Origin of the sequence: Streptomyces africanus, from assembly GCF_002150735.1 — a bacterium.
Taxonomy (GTDB): Bacteria; Actinomycetota; Actinomycetes; order Streptomycetales; family Streptomycetaceae; genus Streptomyces; species Streptomyces africanus.
Window position 1 is genome coordinate 1 of the sequence record NZ_MUKA01000534.1, and the last position, 3,296, is coordinate 3,296.

The following is a 3,296-nucleotide window of genomic DNA, read 5'->3' on the forward strand; positions in this document are numbered from 1 at the left end:
CGTACAGGCCGGTCGAGACGGTCGCCCGGCGCGCCGACTGCCCCGTCTCGACCGGCCTGTACGTCCGGCTCGGCGGCGACCGGCCCGTGGGGTGCGCCCGGCCGCTGTGAGCGGCCGGGCGCGGCAACACGGAGGAGCCACCGGCCTTACGGCCGCAGCGTCATCTCCCGCTGCGTCTCCCGCTTGTCCAGCTCGGCGTCGAACTTCGCGAGCGGCTTCGCCGCCTGCGGGTCCGCCTGCACCGCGCTGGAGGCGACGCCGGCCCAGTCGAGGATGCGGGCGGTGGCGAGGGTCTTCTGCTCGGGCACGAGGCCCGCGACGTTGGCGCCGTGGTTCATGCCGGGGGCGGTCATGACGTAGGAGTCCTTCGCGCCCTTGCCGAGGTGGAACGGCTCGGCGCCCCACGGGTCGTTCTGGCCGTAGACGAAGAGCATCCGGCGGGCGTTGTGCCGGACCCAGGTGTCGACGTCCCGCATCGCCTGCGGCTGGAACGTCATGGGGATGTCACGCGGGACGAAGTTCCGCGGCGGCTGGTAGCCGTAGCGGATGTACTTCTTCTCGATGTGCGGGAACTGGATCGTCGGGGCGCCGAGCTGCGTGCCGGCCTGGTAGTAGTACGGCGTGTAGGTCTCAAGGCCCTGGTCGGCGTAGGCGGAGAAGCCGGAGATCGTGTCGACGGAGGTCCAGATCTCGTCGTCGGTGGCGTTCTTCGCGTCGGCGGGGATCTGGTCGCAGTCCTTCAGCAGGCTGTACTGCCAGAAGCCCCACACGTAGTCGAGGACGGTCGCCTCGTAGGCCTTGTCCAGGCTGCCGATGGTCTCGAAGGTGAGGTCGTTCTCCTTCGCGTAGGCCGCGTACTTCTTCTCCAGCGGCTCACGGCGCACCAGCGCCTCGCGCTGCACGGCGTTCAGCCGGTCGCGGCACTCCTCGCTGCCGACGCGCGCGAAGAAGCGGTCGTAGGCGGAGTCCTCGCTGTTGACGACGTCGTTGGGGGCGACGTAGGCGACGACGCCGTCCATGTCGCGCGGGTAGAAGCGCTCGTAGTAGGTGGCGGTCATGCCGCCCTTCGAACCGCCCGTGGAGATCCACTTCTCGCCGTAGATGCCCTTCAGCGCCTTGAAGACGCGGTGCTGGTCGCCGGCCGCCTGCCAGATGTCCAGCTTGGACCAGTTGGCCGGGTCGGGGCGGGACGGGGTGAAGAAGCGGTACTCCAGGGAGACCTGGTTGCCGTCGACGATCTGGGCCGGTTCGCTGCGGCGGGGCGTCGTGGAGACGTTGTAGCCACTGGTGAAGAAGACCGTCGGGCGGGAGACGTCCTTGTGCAGCACGGTGATGCGCTGCTGGAACGTGCCCTTCGACGGCCTGCGGTGGTCGACCGGCTGGGTGTAGTTCAGGACGAAGAAGCGGTAGCCGGTGTACGGCTTCTCCTCGACCAGGCTCATGCCCGGTATGGAGAGCAGCCTCTCCTTGATGTCAGTGCTGCCGGTGGCCTCCGGCTCGGCGGCGGTGGCCGCCGATGCCGTGCTCAACGTGCCTATGAGCACCGTGAGCGCCAGCAGCCATCTGAGCGCCTTGCGCATGCGCACTCCCCTGTGAGACAGATGTGCGCCGGAAGCTAGCGGATCAACTCGCCCCAGCACCAGGGGACATGGGGATTACCGTTCCTAAAGACTGAGTGGGAGTGAGTCCTGGTGCCAGGACACATGCTCAGCCGCGTGTCCCGAACGGTGTTGGGCACGCTGGTCGCCCGCTTTCGCTCCACGGCCGGGCGGCACGCATCTGGTGCGTGGTCCAGTCGAGTGGGGGCGGGGTCCCTCACGCCGCCGGGTCTCCGGTCCGGCCTGGACGCTCCGATGCCCCGCACGATCGCTCTGGTCGTGTGGGGGCGGTGTCGCCCGTCGCCGGATCGGGTGCCCGAGGGCGCGCCGTCCGATCGCCACGGCGGCAGCGTCGTGGCGAGTGGTGGTGCGGGTGGGGGTGGTCAGGGGCTGCTGCCAGTGCCGGGCGCCCCAGCGGCTGGTGTAGGCGGGGTCGACCGCGACAACCGCGATGTCCTGTTCGGCGGCCATCGACACCAGCCGTGACTTCAGCTTCGCGGTGGGGAAACGGGAGAGCAAGCGCCGGAAACGCTTGTTGCGGCCGTGGCGCTCCCGGCAGCTGCCATCGGTGAAGTCGAGGTCCTCGATCGCGATCGCCGCCACCCTGCTGCGGCGGGCAAAGTGCAGTAGCCGGGTCAGGGCGTGGCGGATCTGAGCGTCCCGGTGCTGTGTGGGGCCGGTCAGGTCGTAGAAGAAGCGCTGCGGCTCACCCACAGGGTTGCCACACCTGTCCAGCTGCCAGGCGGCGAGGTGGTCGTCATTCATGTCCACCCCAACCACACCCCGTACCAGGGCCGCCTTCAGCGGCAGCACCGGGGCAGCGGCTCGTTGCCAGGACGCGGTCACATACCAGCGGTCCCGCAACACGTCGTGGTGGATTCGGTAAGCCACCGCCCGGTTCGCCGCTACCCGGTCCAGCCACTCCTCACCTCGGTGCCTGAACTGGACCTTGGCATCGAGGACGTACCGGCCGTACGGGGCGTTGGCCAGGTGGGCGAGCGGCGCGGGGAGCTTGAGTGAGACCTGCCCGGTATCGGTGATGCGGATGGTCTCGTTGCCGAAGCGTTTGCCGGATTCCCCGTCTGCGGCCAGGAACATCCGTGCCGCCCGCCATCGCTCCCGCCACGCCGCTTCGCTCAGCCGGGACTGGGCAAGGTGGTGACGCAGGTGCGCAAGGCGTTTACCGCCGCGCACCACGTGCACGCGGCCCGCCGCCCAGTCCGCCTCCACCCGCGCCAGCCGGGCCTTCAGCGTTTGCAGGCGGCGTGACTTGGCATGCCACTCCCCCCGGCTCCCGTAGCCGCGTACCAGCCCGGCCCGCTTGTCCGCCTTCGCCCCCAGCGGACGCGCCAACCTGGCCTCGATGGAGGCGATCTGCCCTCGCAGCCGCGCGAGGTGGGCGACCTGGCCGCGCCGAGCCAGCGCCCACTGGTCATGCGTGGCCTTGGTGATGCTGCCCGCCCAGCGGGCCGAACAGGACCCGGTCAGCTCCCGCTTACGCACAGCCCATGTGCTGGCGTCATGCGACAGACCCTGCCGGGAGCGGACCGCCAGATCACCGGCGGCCAGCGACCCGAGGAACCCGCCGACCTCGGCCAGTACCGCCGCGTCCGCGTCCGTCACCCGCAGCCGGTCCCGGATGGACACCCCCGACGGGCCAGGCACCACGAACGACGCCGCCACCTCCCGCAACCCGCC

Annotated in this window: 2 protein-coding genes; both read right to left on the reverse strand. The window is 70.0% G+C overall.

What is annotated here, in order from left to right:
• Positions 1–146: 146 nt before the first annotated feature.
• Positions 147–1,580, reverse strand: a complete 1,434-nt coding sequence (locus CCL05_RS41545) for a S28 family serine protease (RefSeq protein ID WP_086565735.1) — start codon at positions 1,578–1,580, stop codon at positions 147–149.
• A gap of 84 nt (positions 1,581–1,664) precedes the next feature.
• A partial coding sequence (locus CCL05_RS41550; RefSeq protein ID WP_244204592.1) for a transposase occupies positions 1,665–3,296 on the reverse strand: 1,632 nt, incomplete at its 5' end.